We start from the raw sequence: 19084 nt of genomic DNA on the forward strand, positions 1-19084 counted from the left end.
CGCCCTTTAATCAGCCGATTTTTTCGCTGCAGCTGCGCGCAATTTATCTTTTTTACTCATTCGATGGCCTTTGATTCCGCCTGCGCCTTTTTCTGTTCTTGCCTGTTCAGTAGGTTCAAAGCCAATGATGATTTCGCGCGCAATCCGCTTTTTTAAACGGTTTTCTAACAATCTAAAATGCGATTCAGTTGCGGCACTTACAAAGCTAATCGCCACCCCACTACCCCCTGCACGTGCAGTGCGCCCAATTCGATGCGTGTAATCAGCGGGTGAACGAGGTAAATCAAAATTAATTACGCATGGCAAGTGATCGATATCAATCCCACGCCCCGCCAAATCAGTCGCCACGACAATTTGTAAATTTGAGGCTTTAAACTCAGCCAACACTTGACTTCGCCGACCTTGACTGAATTCACCATGAAATGCAGCTGCTTGAATACCCGCTGCGCATAAATAGCGTGCCAATTGTTCGGCACTTACTTTTGAAGCGACAAAGACTAAGGCGCGCTCTTCGCCACTATCAAAGATCAATTGCGCTAATAACTCAGCTCGTCGAGCATCATCCACCACAATCGCCCGCTCAAGAATATTCGGTGTATTTGCCTCGCTAACTTCCATAACTAGCCGTGTTGGCGTCGTTAACATTCCAGCGGCTAAAGCATTAACGTCTTCAGGAAAGGTGGCAGAAAAGAACAGGTTCTGCCGCTGCGTCGGTAGCAGAGCCAAAATCCGATTAATTTCATCACTAAACCCCATGTCGAGCAGACGATCTGCCTCATCCAACACCAAGGTATTAAAATGATCGGGTTTGATTGCATTTTGGCCAATCAGATCAAGCAAACGACCTGGGGTCGCAACCAGCACATCAGCGTAGCCACGTAATGCCATCATCTGCGGATTGATAGATACACCACCATACACGCTGACCACTTTGATTGGTGTCGGCAAATATTTCACTACACCTTGAATTTCTTCGCCAACCTGTACGGCCAGCTCGCGAGTCGGCACCAAAACAAGCACTTTCCGCTGTTTCTCCTGCACCAATTGCAGTAAAGGTAAAGCATAGGCCGCAGTCTTTCCTGATCCGGTTGCTGCTTGCGCAAGCACGTCGCCACCACGTAAAACAACGGGAATTGCCGCAATTTGAATTGGCGTAGGTTGTAAATACAGTTTTTTATTTGCGGCGATGACGACGGTGGGCGATAAACCCAAAGCATTAAAGGGCATGAAAAGCCTTATTTGAATAAAACCAAGTTCCGCATGATACCAAGCCTGATCGCTTAACGACGATAAAGATCCATTTACCTACGCTCAGCGGAGGCTGTCTAAGTTGCCTATATGCTGAATTGAAACAGCAAAATAACATACTGAGACAGCAAGCAAGCGATGCAATAAAATAGACAGCGCACACTCACCGCACGATCAGGAACAACACCATGTATGGCAAGCTCACCAAAAAGCAGGTTAATCGACTCGAGCAACGCACACTGAGTATCTCGATCTATACGATTATAGGTTTAGCCATTGCGGGTATCGGTTATGGCTTATATATCGGTTCTGATGCGGTGATGCTCGATGGTTTTTATGCTCTAACCAGCTTGATGGGGTCGGGACTATATTTGCTGGCCGCCAAAGTGGTTGAAAAGCCAGCAGACCGCCATTTTCAATATGGCTATGCGCATATCGAGCCACTCGTCAATAGCTTTAATAGCTTGATTTTGATAATTGTGTGTATTTATGCGTTTTTTAATGGTGTTCGTGGTCTGGTGAGCGAAGGCAATCCGGTCGACGCTACCGAAGTTGTTGCGTATAGCTTTTTAAGTGCTGTAGTTTGTGCTGCGGTCTGGATTTATGAGCACCGGATGGCCAAACGCTGTGATTCAAACTTAATCCGCAATGATGCGCGTGAATGGATGGTCAGCATGAGCTTCAGCGTCGTGACGGGGATAAGTTTTGCGATGATTTGGGTGCTACCTGAGCCATCTCGAACTTGGTGGGCCAATTATGCCGACAGCGCGGTTTTGGCTATATTGGCGCTCTGTTTAGTTCCGGTGCCGATGAAGACTTTTTATAGCAATATGCGCGAAGTACTCATCATCACCAATCCAGAAGATGAAGTTACACTGCGCGTCGCTCAAGTCATGAGTAAAGTTGAAAACGAACACGATATCGCCGATTTTAGTACGCACATCGTAAAAACCGGGCGTATATACGTCATTGAAATCAATATCATGGTCGGACCTGACTTCAAATTAAAAGGCGTACCCGAACTAGACGCACTCAGAACAAGAATTTGGAGTGAAATTGGCTTACCGCTTGACGATGCTTGGCTAGGCATCTCATTTACCGCTCATGCACGCTGGCTTTAATGCCCAACACAGCTTCATCCCGCATTAAACGCCGATTTGGTGGCCAAAATCGGCGAACTATCCAAAAACCTGTGATTGATGCTACAATCGTCGTCTTTTACAAACAACAGCAATTACACCTAAAGCATTGATTATTATAAATTTATACTAATTTTTAGCTTGGTAGTTGCAGACGCGGATTCATCGCATGGAAGCGGAACAGCTTAATCAGATTGAAAACCAGCTCAAAGAGCTAGGTGCACGCGCAGACGAACTCAAGCGCTACCTCGACTACCCAGGCAAAGTGGATCGACTCGAAGAAGTCGTTCGCTTGTCTGAAGCACCAGAAACATGGAACGACCCGAAAAAAGCGCAAGAAGTCGGCCGTGAACGCAAAGCACTTGAGGACATCGTTCTCGTGCTAGATCGTGTTACCGATGGCGTCACCGATTCGCTTGAACTATTTGAAATGGCCAAAGCCGAAGCAGATTACGGCACCGCCGAAGTCATCGCTGAAGATTACGCAGCACTAGAAGCAGAAATTTCCAAGCTGGAATTCCGCAGGATGTTTAATAATCCGATGGATCCAATGCCCTGCTTTATCGACATTCAATCCGGCGCGGGTGGTACTGAAGCGCAAGACTGGGCGGGCATGCTGCTGCGCATGTACGTTCGTTATGGCGAGCGCAAAGGTTTTGCCGTTGAAGTGATGGAGCAATCAGACGGTGACATCGTCGGCATTAGCCAAGCCACCATTAAACTGACTGGCGACTATGCTTACGGCTTTTTGCGCACAGAAACGGGCGTTCATCGTCTCGTTCGCTGCTCGCCATACGATTCAAACAATCGCCGCCATACCTCATTTGCTTCGGTTTTTGTTTACCCTGAAGTTGACGACAGCTTTGAAATTGACATCAACCCATCGGATGTTCGTACCGATACCTATCGTGCATCAGGCGCGGGTGGTCAGCATATTAACAAAACCGACTCTGCGGTTCGTTTGACACATATTCCGACCAATACCGTCGTGCAGTGCCAAAACGATCGCTCACAGCACAAAAATCGTGACGAGGCCTGGAAAATGCTCCGCGCCAAGCTGTACGAGCTAGAACTACGCAAGCGCATGGAAGCACAGCAGTCGCTGGAAGCAACCAAATCCGATATCGGCTGGGGACATCAAATTCGCTCTTATGTATTTGATCAAAGCCGAATTAAAGATCTGCGTACCAGCTATGAAGTGGGCAACATCAAAGGCGTTATGGATGGTGACTTAGATAACTTTATTGCGGCCAGCCTGAAACAAGGCGTGTAATTTTTTAATCGCGGGGAGTCTCAAACTCCCCGTTGTTTTGAATGTATTGAGTGGAAAAATCATGAGTGAAGTGAAAAGCCAAGAAGTTGAAGTTCAAGTCGACGAAAATCAAATCATCGCCGAACGTCGTGCCAAATTGGCAGCGATTCGTAGCAAAGGCGTTGCTTTCCCAAATGATTTTAAACGCGAGCATTTGTCTGGCGCCCTACACGAACAGTACAACACACTTGAAAAAGAAGAGCTGGAAGCCAAAGCCATCCCCGTTTCGGTCGCTGGCCGTATGATGCTCAAACGCGTGATGGGCAAAGCCAGCTTCGCAACGATTCAAGACAATACTGGTCGCATCCAGTTTTACATCAGTGGCAATAGCGTTGGTGAAGCAGTTTATGACGACTTCAAAACGTGGGACTTGGGTGACATCGTGGCTGCGCGCGGCACCTTGATGAAAACCAAAACTGGTGAATTATCAATTCACGTGACTGAATTGCGCCTACTGACTAAATCACTACGCCCATTGCCGGACAAACACCACGGCATGGCCGATCAAGAGCAAATTTATCGCCAACGCCATTTGGATTTGATTACCAATGAAGTGAGCCGCAATACCTTTATCAAGCGCTCCAAAATCATTCAACGCTTGCGTGAATTCATGGTCGGTGAAAACTATCTTGAAGTTGAAACACCGATGATGCACAGCATCCCAGGTGGCGCAACTGCCAAGCCATTTGTAACACACCACAATGCGCTTGATATGCCGCTGTATTTGCGTATAGCACCTGAGCTGTATCTAAAGCGCCTGATTGTTGGCGGCCTCGAGCGTGTTTTTGAAATCAATCGTTCTTTCCGCAATGAAGGCATGAGCACACGCCACAATCCGGAATTCACGATGATCGAATTCTACGAAGCGTACGCCGACTACCAACGCATGATGGACATGTCAGAAGGTATCATCCGCGCCTGCGCGATTGAAGCGACTGGCCACGCGGTTGTAACTTATCAAGGTAAAGTGGTTGATTTATCCAAGCCATTCGCACGCTTTACGATTGCAGGCGCCATCAAGCATTACAACCCAGAATACACTGACGAACAATTGAATGACCGCGCTTTCTTGAAAGCCGAAATCGCCCGTCTTGGCGGCAAACCAGTACTAACGGACGGGATTGGCGGATTACAACTCAGTTTGTTTGAAGAAAACACCGAAGGTAAGTTGTGGGAACCAACGTTCATTATTGATTACCCAGCGGAAGTATCGCCACTGGCTCGCGCATCAGACACACAAGCCGGCCTCACAGAGCGCTTCGAATTGTTTATCGTTGGTCGCGAACACGCCAACGGCTACTCTGAGTTGAACGACCCAGAAGATCAAGCTGCACGCTTCCAAGCGCAAGTTGATTTGAAAGACAAAGGTGATGATGAAGCGATGCACTATGATGCAGACTATGTGCGCGCGCTTGAGCACGGCATGGCACCGACAGGCGGCTGCGGTATTGGTATCGACCGCTTAGTGATGCTGTTAACCGATTCGCCAAGCATTCGTGACGTCATCTTGTTCCCACAAATGCGCCGCGAAGAATAAGCGCAGTATCAATTGCCAGCCATTGCCAAACAATGGCTAGTGGCAAATACCCCGCAAAAAAACCGGCTTTCGCCGGTTTTTTTGCCTCAATCGAATCTTCATGCTTTAGTTTGGCTTGCGTCTTGCTCTGCAACTGCGTCTTTTAACGCTTTCGTCGGGGTAAATTTCAAAACACGCTTAGCGGGAATTTGCACCGCCTCACCGGTACGTGGATTACGCCCGACTCGCGCATCACGAGATTTCAAGGCTATTTTTGCAACATTAGGCAAAACCACTTCACCGCCGCCACTCACTGTCGCCAAAATAACATCAGACAAGGTTTCCAAAGTGGCTGCAACCGCTTTTTTAGAGACTTCGGGATGATCAATCGCAACTAAGTTGTGCACGATAGAGATCAATTCAGTTTTATTCATATAAAAGACCTTTAATTGGCCGCAAAAAAAATGTGACTACACCCATTATGCCGCAGACCAGCAAAATAAGCTTGCGCTTTGCGCACACAAAGCGATTTATGCCAACGGCACTATTACCTCGCTTTTCATACTTAAAGGACGGAAAATAGCGAATTGATAAGAGACACTGAATGCCAAACCATCACCCCCGCCCAATTAGCCAGCTCAGCCCACTGACTTTATTATTCCCTCTGGCACTAGTACTGTTTGAATTTGCGACTTACATTTCAAACGATATGATCCTGCCCGCTATGCCGACTATTGTGCACTTGTTTGGCGTAGATCCCAGCCATATTCCATCCGCCATGTCGCTTTGCCTCTTAGGCGGCGCCAGCTTGCAATGGTTACTCGGCCCCCTATCGGATCGCAAAGGACGCAAACCCATCATGCTGGCGGGGGTATTGCTGTTTATCTTTGCTTGTATCGCGATTATTTTTGTTCACTCTTATTCGTGGTTTCTATTCTTTCGCTTCTTACAAGGCACCGGCATGTGTTTCATTGGCGCAGTGGGTTATGCAGCCATCCAAGAAAGCTTTACCGAGGCCACAGCGATTCGTGTTACTGCCTTAATGGCGAATGTGGCTTTAATTGCCCCCTTGATTGGCCCTTTGGCTGGCGCCATGCTTTTGCAAGCAAGCGATTGGGAGTGGATTTTCATTTTCGTTGCGATTATTGCCACGATTTCAGCCCTAGGCTTATGGCGCTTTATGCCAGAAACCTCGCCCAAAATCAGCTCGCCACTCAAAGTCAGCAGTTTAAAAAATGACTATATGGCCGTCCTTCGCAATCGACGCTTTTTAGCGGGGGCGATTTCAATTGGCTTTACTTCAATGCCACTACTGGCGTGGATTGCATTAGCGCCACTGATTCTCATGAATGATGCGGGCTTATCGACAATTGACTATGGTTACTGGCAAATTCCCGTCTTCGCAGGACTGATCTTAGGCAATATCATTCTGGCTAAAGTTGTTGGTAGCGTGCCGATTTATCGAATTATTAAGCTGGGTTCAATACCCTTCCTACTTGGCTTTGTCTTAAGCTTACATTTAATTTATGCGCCCACCGCATGGATTTGGCTGGTCGCCTCATTATCAATCAGTGCTGTGGGTATCGGCATTATCAATGCCGCACAATTCCGACTCGCCCTTTTTGCCAGCGATCAAAGCAAAGGCACTGTCTCTGCCGCACTGGGGATTATTATTATGATTATTTTCTCACTTGGTATTGAGCTCGCCAAATTGGCGCACGAGTATGCTGGCAATGCAGGTTTTGTAATGGTATGTATTGCTGGCGCACTGACCGCCGTCACTGCGCGGCGACGTTTTCTGCGCGGCCAATTTGGTGAAGACGCACAATAAGCGACCATCGAGAATTGAGACATGCTTACCCACTGAGAGAGCCCCACCTTGGATAAAGCGTTTGATTTATTTAAACCCATACTGTCTCAACAATGGAAAAACCAAGATAGCGCGGCCATTTTGCTCAGCGACTTTGCAGAAGGCTATTTTTTCTTAGACATTGTTCAGCACTGGCTACACGACGCAGGTCGCAGCCAACGACTGCATTGCTTCGCATTTATTCAAGAAATTGATGCGGCCCTACCACTAGCTTTGAATGGCTCAATTCACGGCAATGACTCGCTGCGATCAATTGTCGACGAGTTAAAACAAAAATGGCCACCACCTGTCGCGGGATTTCATCGAGTCTTTCTCAATCAGCACAGCGTGATTCTGACCGTGGTGTACGGTCAATTTGAGGCTCAACTTAGTGAAGTAAGCGGGTCATTTGATGTTTTTCTACTCAATCACTCATGTGAAAATCTAGACTTGATTTCGCTAAAACAAATTTGGCGCCTCAGCCAAGCTAACAGCCAGATTCTGACTAACGCGACTGACAAAAACAGCCAAGCCCAGTTAATAAAAGCCGGATTTTCGCCACAGCTACACGACTCAACGCGATTTCTAACCGCATCCTGTTTACGCTCACCCAAGCCGCTGTGCCCTGCACCCGAGCAAAAAGCAGCCATTGTGATCGGCGCGGGAATCGCAGGTTGCGCAGTGGCAAATAGTCTTGCGCTGCGCAACTGGAAAATTCAACTGATTGATTCTGCCGCCGAGATCGCCAGTCAGGCATCGGGTAATCATATTGGGCTCTGCCACCCAACTTTTAGTTTGGATGATAATTTCCAAGCTCGTCTATCACGGGCAGGCTTTTTGCTCACACAACAAAAACTGAATGCACTCAACCAGCAACCCATAGCGACAGTGCATTTTGGCGCTGACGAACACTTCCAAATCGCCACCAGCAGTGGCGCAGCCGAACTGATGCAAGCCATCCTCAAGCAACAGCAAGCTGCCGCCTTTTTCATCGAATGGCTCAATGCCGAGCAAGCAAAATCGCAGCTGGCGATTGAATGCCAATTTGGGGGATGGTGGTTCCCACGAGGAATGTGGATCAACCCTGCTAGCGCCTGCAATGGGTATATCAACGAAAGCATTGAATATATTGATTTATCACTAAATACATACGTAGATCGTATTGAGTACCTAGATAAGCAATGGTGCTTATTCAGCTCGAACAACACATTGATTGCCAGCACCGATACATTAATACTTGCCAACGCCCACGACGCAGCAAGGCTATTGCCGCACACCGAACTGGCGCTGAGCAGTAGCCTTCGCAGCGTCACAAAAATCCCCGCCAATCAATTGAATACAACGAATATCGGTGTCTCTGGTCAGAGCTATCTCACCGCCGAGTTTGGCGGCTTTCGCTGCGCTGGCGCCGCACTCGTCAACGAGGACATGAGCGAATCCGAAGTACAGGCTAATAATTTACGCGACTTAGCAAATCTAATCGGCCCTGCTGCCTTACTCCAAACCAGCAACACCCAAACACGTCAATGCATGCGCCCCAACTCCGCCGATCGACTTCCTTTAGTGGGTGCGGTGCCAGCCACAGCCCCCATCTCTCACTCGGTGCACCAACTCTTTCACATTCCTAAATCTACAGGAATTTACACCGTGCTAGGCTTTGGTGCTCGTGGGCTCAGTTGGCATGTTTTGGCGGCCGAGGTGCTGGCTTGCCAACTCAATAAGGAACCTCAAGGTATAGAACGCAGTCTGATTGACGCAATTGACCCTAGCCGATTTATGCTGCGCCGCCTCCGCAAATTAAGTGCACAAAAAATTATGAAAAGCAGATAGTCAATATTTTGAGGGTTACAGTTATAAATTAAGACCAATTGAATGACAAATAACCATACAGTTTGCATCTAACCACACTGCTACCACTCCCGTATAGTTCATATCAGTCGCCAAATGAATGGGAGAACATCATGCAAACCACTCAACTAAAAACCGCTGCAATTCATTCATTTATTTCTGAGCCGGCGTGGATTCGTTGCGAATCAGGGCAATTATGGATTAGTCATGATGGCGAAGATATTATTTTGGCTCGCGGGGAAAAGTGCTTGATTAGCGGTAATGATTTAGTGGTGATTGAAGCCTTGCAAGACAGTCAATTTAGCACAACGGCCAGCACGACAAATTCTGCAAACAAGCAATCGCTTCGCCTAGATCAGTTGGCGACAGCACATTAAATTGCAGTTTACCGTTCATCAGTCAAATTCGACGCCAAAGCAAACAGGCGTTGCAGTTCAAGCCTTAGCCTGCCGATAGTAAACATACGGCAGGCAGTTTGCATTTCATTCGAAGTGCCCCGCCCCGCCAAGGGAGGGCATCATGCTCCGAAAATCCCTAGTAAGCCTTTTTGTCGCTGGATGTCTTAGCCCCATCCTTGTTCACGCCGAAATCATCGATGCCTTACTCAACGTTAACGACATTCTTGGTAGCTTATGCGGCCAACGCATGGTTGTACTTTGGGTCGACGAAACCGAGCAAATAGCACCTTGTGTGATGGCCTACTCAGCCGGTTGCGTAGAAGCGCAAAGCGATGTCGCGCACAGCTGTGTACAGCAATTGCAATCGCTGCAAATCGACTCGAGTCAATTACACCCAAGCAATGCGCTGAGTGCTAAATAACTTTGGCGGGATGCTCTGCTGTTGATTGTGCTTGCTGTAATAATTGCTGCGCCAGCTGCCCCAGCCGCTCAATCGCCCGCTCGTGGCGAACAGTCCATGGCTCACCACAGCAGACACGCAAGCAATTATGGTAACTTTTGCTGGGTGAAAACATCACGCCTGGGGTAAAGCTAATTCCTTCAGCCAAAGCCAATTGTAATAGCTGTAGCGTCTCAATTTGCGAATTGAGCTCAACCCACAGCACATACCCTCCTTGCGGCACAGTCAGCCGGGTATCTGCAGGAAAAAAGCGCTGAATAGCATCAATTGCATCATTTACTTGCTCGGCGCAGTTCTTTCTCAGTCGGCGTAAATGATGATCGTAGCCACCACTCTCCAAAAAATGCGCAATAGTGCGCTGAAGCACCAAAGAAGTAGAAAATGTATTAATAAATTTAAGTTGCTCAATTTCTTTTTGCCAACGACCACCAAGCACCCAACCAATTCGAAAGGCTGGTGCTAATAATTTAGTAAAGGATGCGATCAGCATCACATTGCCCGTTTGATCGTAAGCTTTAGCAGGTCTTGGACGATCACCTTGGTAATAGAATTCACCATAGATATCATCTTCAATCAGCGGAATATTGCGTTGATCCAGCAATTGCACCAAACGCCGCTTATTCTCATCAGGCATCAAGCTACCGCATGGATTGGAATAATTAGGCAATAACACACAGGCCTTAATATCCCCATTACGCGAAGCCAGCTCTAAGGCCTCAATAGAAATGCCGGTTTTAGGGTGTGTTGGTAATTCGAGCGCCTTTAATTTAAAGCTCTCCAATATCTGCAGCAAGCCAAAATAAGCGGGCGATTCGATCGCTACAACATCACCTGGTTTGGTAACCGCTCGTAGACATAGATTAAGCCCCTCGATTGCTCCATGGGTGATTAACACGTCATCGGCCTCGACCTGCCCACCCCACGTTAATGAGCGTCGTGCGATTTGCCGACGCAGCTCAATGTCTCCGTGCGACTCACCATAGTTGGCAATAATATCGGGGTCATTTCGTGTGATTTGCGATAGGATTCTTTGAATTTGCTGATTTGGAAATAGCTTGGGCGATAAAATTGCTAATCCGAAATCCACCTTAACATCGTTGATGTGCGATAGAGCGCTTGGCGTCAACAGTGGATCAATCACTACGTGTGAGGGGCGTTGCGGCGGCTTAGTCAGTTCTGGCGAAGCCAAGGAGCGGATAGCGCGAACATAAAAACCAGATTGTGGTCTTGCCTCAACCAAACCACGATCCTCAAGTTCACGGTAAGCCTCCATAATCGTGGATAGACTGAGCTGCCGCTCAGAAGAAAGCTTGCGAATCGAAGGCAGTTTCTCACCGGAACGCAACAATCCCGCTTGAATAGCCTGCGCAAGCTCTTCGGCCAGTTGATAGTACAGGGTATCGGTTTTTTTACGCAGATTCTCTGCATTAACTAAATCTGTCATTGCTAGCACCTCTATGCCAAGTGAAAACTATAGCCGAGTCCGACATAAATAAACAGATTTGAAAATAAAATATTTAAATTAAATTGTACCGAATCAATTTTCTTATTTTTTTTCTTTCCCCAAAACTGTACTGGCAACAGATGCAGATTGACTTGCCATCAAAGGCTTGCGGTCCAGAACTTGAAAAAACACCTCGTCTTGGCGAATCATACCGAGCTCATTTCTAGCACGTTCCTCAATTGCATCCGTACCCGTTTTTAAATCACGAACCTCGGCCTCGAGCGCATCATTGCGCTCTTTTAGTTTCGCATTGGCCGCTCGATGCTCGCTCAACTGCGTATCCAATTGCCAAACACGAAGCCAGCTTCCTTTGCCAACCCATAGTGGCCACTGCAAAGCAACAATCACAGCAGCTAAAAATATCGCTAGTATTCGCATACCATTCCAAACAATAAAACAAAACCGGAGCAAGCTCCGGTTTTCTATCTTACTACAGACGTTAACTAGGTTGCATGCCGGTAAATAGCTGCGACGTAGAAAACAACATTAGCCTTTCAATTGGTAAAACGCTTCGATACCTGGGTACACCGCTGCATCACCTAATTCTTCTTCGATACGCAAGATTTGGTTGTATTTAGCAATACGGTCAGAACGGCTCAATGAACCTGTTTTGATTTGCATGCAGTTTGTTGCTACTGCCAAATCAGCAATCGTTGCATCTTCAGTTTCACCTGAGCGGTGGCTCATCACTGATGTGTAACCACTACGTTTAGCCAACTCTACGGCAGCTAAAGTCTCAGTCAATGAACCGATTTGGTTAACTTTGATCAAGATTGAGTTGCAAATACCTTTTTTGATACCTTCAGCCAAGATTTTGGTATTGGTAACAAATAGATCGTCGCCGACTAACTGAACTTTTTTACCCAAACGATCAGTCAATACTTTCCAACCATCCCAATCACGCTCACCCATACCATCTTCGATCGACACGATTGGGTATTTGTTCACAAGGCTTTCAAGGTAGTCAACCATCTCAGTTGAAGTGAAAGTACGACCGCCAGATTTCTTAAATACGTAATTGCCAGTTGCTTTGTCGTAGTACTCAGACGCAGCGCAGTCCAAGGCGATGCGGAAATCAGTACCCGCTTTGTAACCTGCTTTTTCAATCGCAGCCATGATCAAATCAAGTGCTTCTTCTGGACCGGCAACGTCTGGCGCAAAACCACCTTCGTCACCCACTTGAGTTGGCATGTGCTTGTCGTGCAAGATTTTTTTCAGATTGTGGAATACTTCCGCGCCATAGCGCAGCGCCTCACGGAAAGTAGGTGCACCAACTGGAACAATCATAATCTCTTGGAAATCCAAGCTATTTGAAGCGTGCTCACCGCCGTTGATGACGTTCATCATTGGCACTGGAAGAGACATAGGGCCTGAGCCACCCACGTAGCGATACAAAGGCAAGCCAGCTTCTTCAGCGGCAGCTTTTGCAACGGCCATAGATACGGCCAAGATCGCATTGGCACCCAATTTAGATTTATCTTCAGTACCATCTAGATCCAGCATGGTTTTATCGATAAACGACTGATCGGCAGCATCAAGACCAATGATGGCTTCGCAGATTTCTGTATTGATGTTTTCTACGGCTTTCAAAACGCCTTTGCCTAAATAGCGAGATTTATCGCCATCACGCAATTCAAGTGCTTCACGCTCACCAGTCGATGCGCCAGATGGCACAGCAGCACGACCCATTACACCTGATTCTAAAAGTACATCTGCTTCTACAGTTGGATTGCCACGTGAATCTAAAATTTCACGTGCGATCACTTCAACGATTGCGCTCATCGGTTCTATACCCCTTAAAACGGTTGAATTAGTACTGCGATAAAAAATTATGACTTCGTGCAAGAGTTTTATAGTCAAGCACAAGATGCATACACTAAAAATTCTTGCCTTAGTTTTACACGAGATTCATTACAATGAATGTTCAATAAAGGAGTGTGCCTTAACTGCACGGTCAATGTCTTTGAGGACGGTCAGCAATTCTTTCATTCGCGCAATTGGCATCACATTGGGGCCATCTGACATCGCTTCACACGGATTGGGGTGCGTTTCCATAAATACGCCTGCCACTCCCGAAGCAATCGCCGCCCGCGCCAGCACGGGTACAAATTCACGTTGACCGCCGGATTTATCGCCTAGACCACCCGGTTGTTGCACCGAATGCGTGGCATCAAAGACAACTGGGCAATGAGTTTCACGCATAATCGCAAGACCACGCATATCGCTCACTAAGGTGTTATAACCAAACGACGTGCCGCGGTCACAAACCATAATATTGTCGATCCCACCATTGGCTTCTTTGGCTTTCTCAACCACATTTTTCATATCCCAAGGCGCCATAAACTGACCCTTCTTGATATTCACTGGCTTGCCCGTTGCACACACTGCATGGATAAAATCAGTTTGTCGCGCCAAGAACGCAGGGGTTTGCAGCACATCCACCACTTGCGCGGCAATGGCAGCTTCAGCTTCGGTATGAATATCAGTCAGCACCGGCACACCGATTTGACGACGCACCTCAGCCAAAATCGCCAAACCTTTATCAATCCCAAGACCACGAAAGGATTTGCCAGAGGAGCGATTAGCCTTGTCAAAACTAGATTTATAAATAAATGGGATATTAAGTTCGGTCGTTACTTCTTTCAGAAAACCTGCGGTATCAATCGCCAACTGCTCACTTTCAATTACGCAAGGCCCAGCAATGAGGAAAAACGGTTGATCAATGCCCACATCAAAACCACATAACTTCACACCAATCCCCTTTTACGTATATGAATGTAACCATTGATAGGTATGGGCTTTAGACCCATACCTACTCAATTAGCAGCTTAAGCCTTCGCGACCGTTTTCTTTTGCGTAAGCAATTGCAGCTTGAATATATGAAATAAACAATGGATGCCCATCACGCGGTGTAGACGTAAACTCCGGATGGAATTGACACGCAAAGAACCAACGGTGCTCAGGCAGCTCAATCGTTTCTACCAGCGCTTCCGCACCCATTGATTTTCCACTAATTTTCAAACCGGCAGTTTGTAATCGATCCAAATAGTAATTATTTACTTCATAGCGATGGCGATGACGTTCAGTTGCTGATTCACCACCATAAATTTTCGCTGCCAATGAATTAGGCTCCAGACGGCACTCTTGAGCGCCAAGGCGCATTGTGCCACCCATATCTGAGTTTTCGTCGCGTTTTTCAACTTTACCGTCATGATTCACCCACTCATCAATCAAGGCCACGACTGGATACTCCGTATCCAAATCAAATTCAGTTGAATTGGCGCCCGCCATGCCCGCCATGTCGCGTGCATATTCAATCAAAGCGATTTGCATACCCAAACAAATTCCCATGTATGGAATATTGTTTTCACGTGCAAAACGTACTGCAACAATTTTGCCTTCAACGCCGCGCTTACCAAAGCCACCCGGCACTAAAATCGCATCCATATCACGCAGACACTCAGCGCCTTCGGTTTCCAGTGACTCAGAATCAACAAAGTGAATTTTCACTTCCGACCGAGTATGAATCCCTGCGTGACGCAAAGCTTCAATCAAAGATTTGTAGGACTCGGTCAAGTCAACATACTTGCCGACCATTGCAATATTGACAGTTTGCTGTGGATTTTGAGACGCTTCAACAATCTTATCCCACACCGACAAATCTGCCTTAGGTAAATCCAAAGCAAATTGTTTACAGATAATATCGTCAATCCCTTGCTCAGACAGAACGCGTGGAATTTTGTAAATTGAATCTAAATCAGGGCACGAGATCACTGCTTGCTCAGCCACATTGGTAAAGAGTGCGATTTTACGACGCTCATCTTCTGGCAATACGCGGTCACCACGACAAATCAACACATCAGGCATAATCCCGATTTGGCGCAATTCTTTTACGCTATGTTGAGTAGGCTTGGTTTTGATTTCACCAGCAGCAGCAATATATGGCACATACGATAGATGCACAAAGCAAGTTCTTTCTGGCCCTAATAAAACGCCCATTTGACGAATGGCTTCAAGAAAAGGCAGCGACTCAATATCACCGACCGTTCCCCCAACTTCAACTACGGCAACATCAGCCTCACCGCCACCCAAAGCAATAAAATTACGAATTTCGTCGGTAATATGAGGAATAACTTGAACAGTTTTACCTAGGTATTCACCACGGCGCTCTTTTTTAATTACTGAATCGTAAATTTGCCCAGTCGTGAAGTTGTTGCATTTCTTCATCTTGGCAGTAATGAAGCGCTCATAGTGCCCTAAGTCAAGGTCGGTTTCGGCACCATCTTCAGTGACAAACACCTCACCATGCTGCATCGGGCTCATTGTACCCGGATCCACATTAATGTAAGGATCCAATTTCATCATGGTAACTTTAAGACCGCGTGATTCTAAAATCGACGCGAGAGACGCAGCAGCAATGCCCTTACCCAAAGAAGAAACAACGCCGCCGGTTACGAATATGTACTTGGTCATGTTAGTAGGCACAAGTTTGAATCCCCTATTCTATCTGAACAACAGCATATCCTCAATTCTGGACAGCAAGAAAAAAACATGAATCAACTGCGCCGTGCCGGATTTCGACCATAACTCACCCCAGGCTCATCTCCTGAAGCAAGCAACAGCACCCTATCCAAACACTTTGATGGCAAAAGCCTTTTTAGATACCAAAACACTTGAGTCGGGATAGTCACACGATAGCGCACCTTCGGTTTTTTCGCTGCAAGGGCTCTGCCTACAACCTTAAATACAGCCTCCGCTGGTAGTGTAAACGGCGCAACGCTCCCTTGCTTTTCAAGCCGCAAACTCATTTGATAGTAAGATTTCGCATGAAAACTACGACTAGGATCGACCCATTGACTAAATTGCTTTGCCGCATTAGCTCTAAATTCGCTAACAATAGGGCCTGGTTCAATTAAGCAAACATCAATTTTGGTTCCATATAATTCTTGCCTTAATGTATCAACAAAACCCTCCAAGGCAAATTTGCTCGCATTATATGCACCTCGATACGGCATCGCTGCAAAACCCAACACCGAACTATTAAACAAAATCGTGCCGTAGCCTTGCTGCCGCATTACCGGCAAAACAGCATTGGTCAATTCAATTGCACCAAAAACATTGGTCTCAAATTGATAACGCATGGCCTCACGAGTTAAATCTTCTACCGCCCCCGGCACACCAAATCCAGCATTATTAAACAATGCATCCAAACGCCCGCCGGTAAGTAATAAAATTTCTGCAACACAGCGACGAATTGAGTCCGAATCAGCAACATCTAACTGCAAAGCCTCAAAACCCTGCTCCACAAGTTCGCTTACAGAAGCGACAGACCTCGCCGTAGCAAAAACTCGCCACCCAGACTCTCGCAAACCTTTAGCAACACACAAACCAATACCGCTAGAGCAGCCAGTCACCAATGCAATAGGTGATAACCCTAGTTTTTGTCTCAAAATCGTCATTTTTCACCCTTTACAATAACACTTGCTTACGCCAATATATTTCAAGTGTTAGTATCCTCGACATAAAAAGCACAGCTAATTTGAATTAGCGCTCCAATTTATTATCTCATTAGGATTACATTCAGCATGGCTAAAGTTGCATTAGTAACAGGTGGTATGGGCGGTATTGGAACGGCAATTTGCCGCAAACTTGCAGACGATGGTTTCCGTGTTGTCACCACCTACTCAAAACCAGGCAAAGAATTGGCTTGGCTAGAAGACAACAAAGAGGCGGGCTATAGTTTTTACGCTTATGAATGCGACGTTACTAATTTTGAGGCATGCGTCAGCCTCGCCGAAAAAATCACCAGCGAAGTTGGCCCTGTGGATGTACTGGTCAACAATGCTGGTATTACACGTGATGCCTCTTTCAAAAAATTAAACAAAACGGACTGGGATGTTGTTATCGGCACCAATCTGAACTCCGTGTTTAATGTCTCTAAGCAATTTGTAGACGGAATGACTGAGCGTGGATGGGGGCGTGTAATTAATATTTCCTCGATCAACGGCCAAAAAGGTCAGTTTGGTCAAACCAACTACTCTGCGGCAAAAGCTGGCATGCACGGATTTAGCATGGCTCTTGCCCAAGAGGTTGCCAAGAAAGGGGTAACGGTGAATACGGTTTCTCCAGGTTATATTGCAACGGATATGGTCATGGCAGTTCCCGAAGATGTTCGTAATAAAATTATTTCACACATCCCTGTTGCACGGCTTGGCAAACCAGAAGAGATCGCAGGCCTAATCAGCTATCTAGCATCGGATTTAGCCGGATTTATGACTGGCGCCAATCTTGCTATCAATGGCGGGCAACACACCTGCTAAAAGATCGACTTAGCAAAAAAACCGACCATTTAGGTCGGTTTTTTTTCGTTCATTGAGTCGTGATGAATCAGGTAAAAAAACCAGTGTGCATTATTACAATTGATTAAGCCTTAGCCAGCTTCGCCTAAGCTGCTACACTACGCCCCAAATAATGCTAATACTCAATGTGCATACGTAAGATTTAAGCTAAAGCGTATAAATACACTCTATTATTCGCTTACCAATCGCTCAATGGCTTTTTCGCACAAGCAGCCAAGCTTATTAATTCCGTTGCAACGGGCTACTTTTAAAATACTTTGCTAAATCCATCTGGAGCCAACTGCATGCAAAATACAACTAAAACCATATGTTCAATAACTGCTAGCCTCTTCGTTTTAACGACTTTAGCGGCATGCAATAAAGCACCAGAAAAAAAAGAGCGTCCACCAGCACCAGTCACTGTAATTGAAATCAAACCAACTGACGTTCCTTTTTCTAAAGAAATGATTGGAGAGACCGCTGGTTATCGCGATGTTGAAGTGCGTTCCCGAGTCAATGGTATTTTACTCAAACGCACTTATGTTGAAGGGCAAAACGTACAAGCAGGACAAGTTCTGTTTGAAATTGATCCTGAGCCTTACAAAGCAATTCTAGACCAAGCTAAAGGTGTTCTTTCTCAAGCGGCATCAAATCTTGACAAAGCACGCGCCGACAAAGACCGGATTACCCCGCTATTTAAAGAAAATGCCGTCAGTAGAAAAGACTTTGACGATGCTAATGCCGCTTATAACGCGGCCGTCGCTAGCCATGACGCTGCGCAAGCCAGCGTAAGACAAGCTGCACTCAATCTTGAATACACCAAAGTCACCGCACCAATTTCCGGTATGACCAGTAAACTTGCACAATCGGAAGGTAGCTTGATTTCAGCAAACGGCGAGTCCGGCAAGCTCACGACCATCACGCAATACAATCCGCTCTACGTTAATTTTTCCTATTCTGAGCAAGATCGCCAAGAGCTCGAATCTGCACAACGCAGTGGCAGTGTCGCGCTTAATGCCTCTGGCAATTTCCCCGCAAAATTAAAACTTGCAGACGGCAGCGTTTACCCTGTAACCGGGCAAGTCAACTTTTCAGACAATCGAGTCGACACCACTACCGGCACAATTCGTGCGCGCGCCATTTTCAAGAACGAAAAAGGTGAACTACTGCCGGGTCAATTTGTTCGTATCACACTGGATTTAGGCACGCTTAAAAACGCGATTTCTATTCCTGCCAGAGCCGTCGTTCAGTCTCAAGCCGACTTTTTGGTTATGACCGTAGACAAAGATAATAAAGTCGTACCTAAACCGGTCACCATTCGTCCAAGCACAGATGGCCAAGTCATCATCAGCAAAGGACTCAGCGCTGGCGACAAGGTTATCACCGAAGGTCAAATGAAAGCCCCTCCTGGCTCAACTGTGAAGCCAATGATTGCTAGCGCACCTGCTGCAAGCAAATAACCGGGAGCCCAT

The 19084-nt window shown here is 46.6% G+C and carries 17 protein-coding genes; 9 read left to right on the forward strand and 8 right to left on the reverse strand.

The genetic code is table 11. The features are described from left to right. Nucleotides 1–6 precede the first annotated feature (6 nt). On the reverse strand, nt 7–1227 hold the full coding sequence (locus GM173_RS04185; RefSeq protein ID WP_203570055.1) for a DEAD/DEAH box helicase: 1221 nt from the start codon (nt 1225–1227) through the stop codon (nt 7–9). Nucleotides 1228–1436: 209 nt separating this feature from the next. Here GM173_RS04185 and GM173_RS04190 point away from each other — a divergent pair, with 209 nt between their 5' ends. The 3 genes from GM173_RS04190 to lysS all read left to right on the forward strand — a co-directional run bounded on the left by GM173_RS04190 (nt 1437) and on the right by lysS (nt 5236). Then, complete coding sequence (locus GM173_RS04190; RefSeq protein WP_203570056.1) at nt 1437–2369, forward strand: cation diffusion facilitator family transporter; 933 nt, start codon at nt 1437–1439, stop codon at nt 2367–2369. A 187-nt stretch (nt 2370–2556) separates the two neighbouring features. Next, the gene (prfB, locus tag GM173_RS04195) at nt 2557–3660 is read left to right on the forward strand and encodes a peptide chain release factor 2 (protein WP_203570057.1); all 1104 of its coding nucleotides are present in this window, start codon (nt 2557–2559) and stop codon (nt 3658–3660) included. Nucleotides 3661–3721: 61 nt separating this feature from the next. Then, entirely contained in the window at nt 3722–5236 is a 1515-nt protein-coding gene (gene lysS / locus GM173_RS04200) for a lysine--tRNA ligase (protein ID WP_203570058.1), read from the forward strand. Nucleotides 5237–5334: 98 nt separating this feature from the next. Here the strand turns inward: lysS and GM173_RS04205 are convergent, their stop codons facing one another. Beyond that, nucleotides 5335–5649 (reverse strand): HU family DNA-binding protein, encoded by a 315-nt coding sequence (locus GM173_RS04205; protein WP_203570059.1) that lies wholly within the window; start codon nt 5647–5649, stop codon nt 5335–5337. A gap of 170 nt (nt 5650–5819) precedes the next feature. Between GM173_RS04205 and GM173_RS04210 the strand changes: the two genes are divergently transcribed. The 4 genes from GM173_RS04210 to GM173_RS04225 all read left to right on the forward strand — a co-directional run bounded on the left by GM173_RS04210 (nt 5820) and on the right by GM173_RS04225 (nt 9731). After that, nucleotides 5820–7046: an MFS transporter gene (locus tag GM173_RS04210; protein WP_203570060.1), complete on the forward strand. Its 1227-nt coding sequence runs from the start codon at nt 5820–5822 to the stop codon at nt 7044–7046. 48 nt (nt 7047–7094) lie between these two features. Next, nucleotides 7095–8894, forward strand: coding sequence for an FAD-dependent 5-carboxymethylaminomethyl-2-thiouridine(34) oxidoreductase MnmC1 (mnmC1, locus tag GM173_RS04215; RefSeq protein WP_203570061.1), 1800 nt, complete (start codon nt 7095–7097; stop codon nt 8892–8894). Nucleotides 8895–9025: 131 nt separating this feature from the next. Further along, nucleotides 9026–9289 carry a DUF2917 domain-containing protein gene (locus tag GM173_RS04220; RefSeq protein ID WP_203570062.1) on the forward strand — a complete coding sequence of 88 codons (264 nt, stop codon included), beginning with the start codon at nt 9026–9028 and terminating at the stop codon, nt 9287–9289. 142 nt (nt 9290–9431) lie between these two features. After that, the gene (locus GM173_RS04225; RefSeq protein WP_203570063.1) at nt 9432–9731 is read left to right on the forward strand and encodes a hypothetical protein; all 300 of its coding nucleotides are present in this window, start codon (nt 9432–9434) and stop codon (nt 9729–9731) included. On the opposite strand, the gene GM173_RS04230 is transcribed toward GM173_RS04225, so the two are convergent. The 6 genes from GM173_RS04230 to GM173_RS04255 all read right to left on the reverse strand — a co-directional run bounded on the left by GM173_RS04230 (nt 9724) and on the right by GM173_RS04255 (nt 16733). Continuing rightward, nucleotides 9724–11214 (reverse strand): aminotransferase-like domain-containing protein, encoded by a 1491-nt coding sequence (locus tag GM173_RS04230; RefSeq protein WP_203570064.1) that lies wholly within the window; start codon nt 11212–11214, stop codon nt 9724–9726. The two genes, GM173_RS04225 and GM173_RS04230, sit on opposite strands and share 8 nt — an antisense overlap. A gap of 102 nt (nt 11215–11316) precedes the next feature. Next, complete coding sequence (gene ftsB / locus GM173_RS04235) at nt 11317–11652, reverse strand: cell division protein FtsB (protein WP_203570065.1); 336 nt, start codon at nt 11650–11652, stop codon at nt 11317–11319. Nucleotides 11653–11760: 108 nt separating this feature from the next. Continuing rightward, nucleotides 11761–13056 carry a phosphopyruvate hydratase gene (gene eno, locus GM173_RS04240; protein ID WP_203570066.1) on the reverse strand — a complete coding sequence of 432 codons (1296 nt, stop codon included), beginning with the start codon at nt 13054–13056 and terminating at the stop codon, nt 11761–11763. A gap of 129 nt (nt 13057–13185) precedes the next feature. Next, nucleotides 13186–14025: a 3-deoxy-8-phosphooctulonate synthase gene (kdsA, locus tag GM173_RS04245; RefSeq protein ID WP_203570067.1), complete on the reverse strand. Its 840-nt coding sequence runs from the start codon at nt 14023–14025 to the stop codon at nt 13186–13188. Between the two features lie 69 nt (nt 14026–14094). After that, entirely contained in the window at nt 14095–15747 is a 1653-nt protein-coding gene (gene pyrG, locus GM173_RS04250; RefSeq protein ID WP_203570068.1) for a CTP synthase, read from the reverse strand. A gap of 83 nt (nt 15748–15830) precedes the next feature. Continuing rightward, nucleotides 15831–16733 carry an SDR family NAD(P)-dependent oxidoreductase gene (locus tag GM173_RS04255; protein ID WP_203570069.1) on the reverse strand — a complete coding sequence of 301 codons (903 nt, stop codon included), beginning with the start codon at nt 16731–16733 and terminating at the stop codon, nt 15831–15833. A 126-nt stretch (nt 16734–16859) separates the two neighbouring features. Between GM173_RS04255 and GM173_RS04260 the strand changes: the two genes are divergently transcribed. Together GM173_RS04260 and GM173_RS04265 are read left to right on the forward strand one after the other, a co-directional pair. Beyond that, on the forward strand, nt 16860–17594 hold the full coding sequence (locus GM173_RS04260) for a beta-ketoacyl-ACP reductase (protein WP_203570070.1): 735 nt from the start codon (nt 16860–16862) through the stop codon (nt 17592–17594). Between the two features lie 323 nt (nt 17595–17917). Then, nucleotides 17918–19072, forward strand: a complete 1155-nt coding sequence (locus GM173_RS04265) for an efflux RND transporter periplasmic adaptor subunit (RefSeq protein WP_203570071.1) — start codon at nt 17918–17920, stop codon at nt 19070–19072. Nucleotides 19073–19084: the final 12 nt, after the last annotated feature.

It is taken from the genome of Deefgea chitinilytica, assembly GCF_016881405.1.
Taxonomy (GTDB): domain Bacteria; phylum Pseudomonadota; class Gammaproteobacteria; order Burkholderiales; family Chitinibacteraceae; genus Deefgea; species Deefgea chitinilytica.

What these genes read in the sequence shown, in the direction of transcription:
- lysS (WP_203570058.1), top strand. Translation starts at nt 3,722, where the DNA reads ATGAGTGAAGTGAAAAGCCAAGAAGTTGAAGTTCAAGTCGACGAAAAT.
- GM173_RS04205 (WP_203570059.1), bottom strand. Translation starts at nt 5,649, where the DNA reads ATGAATAAAACTGAATTGATCTCTATCGTGCACAACTTAGTTGCGATT.
- GM173_RS04185 (WP_203570055.1), bottom strand. Translation starts at nt 1,227, where the DNA reads ATGCCCTTTAATGCTTTGGGTTTATCGCCCACCGTCGTCATCGCCGCA.
- eno (WP_203570066.1), bottom strand. Translation starts at nt 13,056, where the DNA reads ATGAGCGCAATCGTTGAAGTGATCGCACGTGAAATTTTAGATTCACGT.
- pyrG (WP_203570068.1), bottom strand. Translation starts at nt 15,747, where the DNA reads ATGACCAAGTACATATTCGTAACCGGCGGCGTTGTTTCTTCTTTGGGT.
- GM173_RS04210 (WP_203570060.1), top strand. Translation starts at nt 5,820, where the DNA reads ATGCCAAACCATCACCCCCGCCCAATTAGCCAGCTCAGCCCACTGACT.
- GM173_RS04265 (WP_203570071.1), top strand. Translation starts at nt 17,918, where the DNA reads ATGCAAAATACAACTAAAACCATATGTTCAATAACTGCTAGCCTCTTC.
- GM173_RS04190 (WP_203570056.1), top strand. Translation starts at nt 1,437, where the DNA reads ATGTATGGCAAGCTCACCAAAAAGCAGGTTAATCGACTCGAGCAACGC.
- GM173_RS04230 (WP_203570064.1), bottom strand. Translation starts at nt 11,214, where the DNA reads ATGACAGATTTAGTTAATGCAGAGAATCTGCGTAAAAAAACCGATACC.
- prfB (WP_203570057.1), top strand. Translation starts at nt 2,557, where the DNA reads ATGGAAGCGGAACAGCTTAATCAGATTGAAAACCAGCTCAAAGAGCTA.
- GM173_RS04220 (WP_203570062.1), top strand. Translation starts at nt 9,026, where the DNA reads ATGCAAACCACTCAACTAAAAACCGCTGCAATTCATTCATTTATTTCT.
- GM173_RS04255 (WP_203570069.1), bottom strand. Translation starts at nt 16,733, where the DNA reads ATGACGATTTTGAGACAAAAACTAGGGTTATCACCTATTGCATTGGTG.
- GM173_RS04260 (WP_203570070.1), top strand. Translation starts at nt 16,860, where the DNA reads ATGGCTAAAGTTGCATTAGTAACAGGTGGTATGGGCGGTATTGGAACG.
- GM173_RS04225 (WP_203570063.1), top strand. Translation starts at nt 9,432, where the DNA reads ATGCTCCGAAAATCCCTAGTAAGCCTTTTTGTCGCTGGATGTCTTAGC.
- ftsB (WP_203570065.1), bottom strand. Translation starts at nt 11,652, where the DNA reads ATGCGAATACTAGCGATATTTTTAGCTGCTGTGATTGTTGCTTTGCAG.